The 1,285-nt window shown below is 67.1% G+C and carries 1 protein-coding gene; it reads right to left on the bottom strand.

The features are described from left to right. Window position 1 precedes the first annotated feature (1 nt). Window positions 2-1,285: IS66 family transposase (tnpC, locus tag QSJ97_RS24525; RefSeq protein ID WP_285675131.1), on the bottom strand; the 1,284-nt coding region annotated here is incomplete at its 5' end.

Genomic DNA, 1,285 nt, shown 5'->3' with positions numbered 1-1,285 from the left:
CTCAGCTTGACGCGTGCTTGAAGTTCCAGGGCAGGAGGTCATCAAGGCGCTCGTTGGGGTGACCGCGGGCGATCGCCTTGAGGGTTGCCTTGAGATAGGCGAAGGGCTCGATGCCGTTGATCTTGGCCGTCTCGATTAGCGAGGCGATGCGGCCCCAAGCTTTGCCGCCCTCGTCATGACCGGCGAAGAGCGCATTCTTGCGATTGAGAGCTATTGGCCTGATCAGGTTCTCGACGCCGTTGGAGTCGATCTCGACGCGGCCGTCGGCGAGGAAGGTCTGCAACCCGTCCCAATGGCGGTTGATATAGGCGAGCTTCTCGCCGAGGCGGGACTTGGCGGAGACGCGCGTTCGCACCTCTTCCAGCCATGTGCCGAAGCTCTCCACGAGGGGTGCCGTGCGTGCCTGCCGAGCGGAGAGGCGCTGGCCGGGTCCGGTGCCGCGGATCTCGCGCTCGATCTCGTAGAGCTTCCTGATGCGCTCCAGCCCCTCGGCGGCGATCGCCGAGCCATCTCGGTCAAAGATTTCGCGGAGCTTGCGCCGCGCATGGGACCAGCAATGGGCCACGGTGACCGGGTCGCCGCCTTTGCGCTTGGGTCTGGTCAGGCGAATGTAGCCGGGATAGCCGTCGATCTGCAGGATGCCGTCGAAGCCCTCGAGGAACCTCTCGGCATGCTCGCCGCCTCGGCCGGGAGCATAGAAGTAGACGACACCAGGCGGATCGGCTCCGGCCCAGTTCCGGTCGTCGCGCGCCAAAGCCCAAAGGAAGCCGGTCTTGGTGCGCCCGCGGCCCGGGTCGAGCACCGGCGCCGTGGTTTCGTCCATGAAGAGCTTGGTGGAGCGCTTCAGATGCTCAGCCAGCCGATCGACCACGGGCCCGAGATGGAAGGCGGCCTTGCCGACCCAGCCGGCGAGCGTCGAGCGATGCAGCTCGATCCCCGAGCGGGCCAGGATCTGGCTCTGTCTGTAGAGCGGGCAGTGGTCGGCGTATTTGGAGACCAGCACGTGGGCGATCGCGCCCTCGGTGGGCAGCGCCCCCTCGATCAGATGCGGGGCCGCGGGCGCCTGGGTGACGCCATCCGTGCAGGCCCGGCAGGCGTATTTGGGGCGCACCGTCACGATCACCCGCAGCTGCGCGGGGACAATGTCCAACCGTTCCGTTCGGTCCTCGCCGATCCGGTGCATCTCGCCGCAGCCGCAGGGGCAGAGCGTGCTTTCGGGCTCGATCATCTCCTCGATCCGGGGCAGGCTCTCCGGCAGGTTGCCGAGGTTCCGGTTGACGGGCGG

It is taken from the genome of Paralimibaculum aggregatum (assembly GCF_030270585.1).
Lineage (GTDB): Bacteria > Pseudomonadota > Alphaproteobacteria > Rhodobacterales > Rhodobacteraceae > Thermohalobaculum > Thermohalobaculum aggregatum.
Note: the sequence above shows the minus strand (reverse complement) of the source record. Positions and strands in the feature narration are given on the sequence as shown.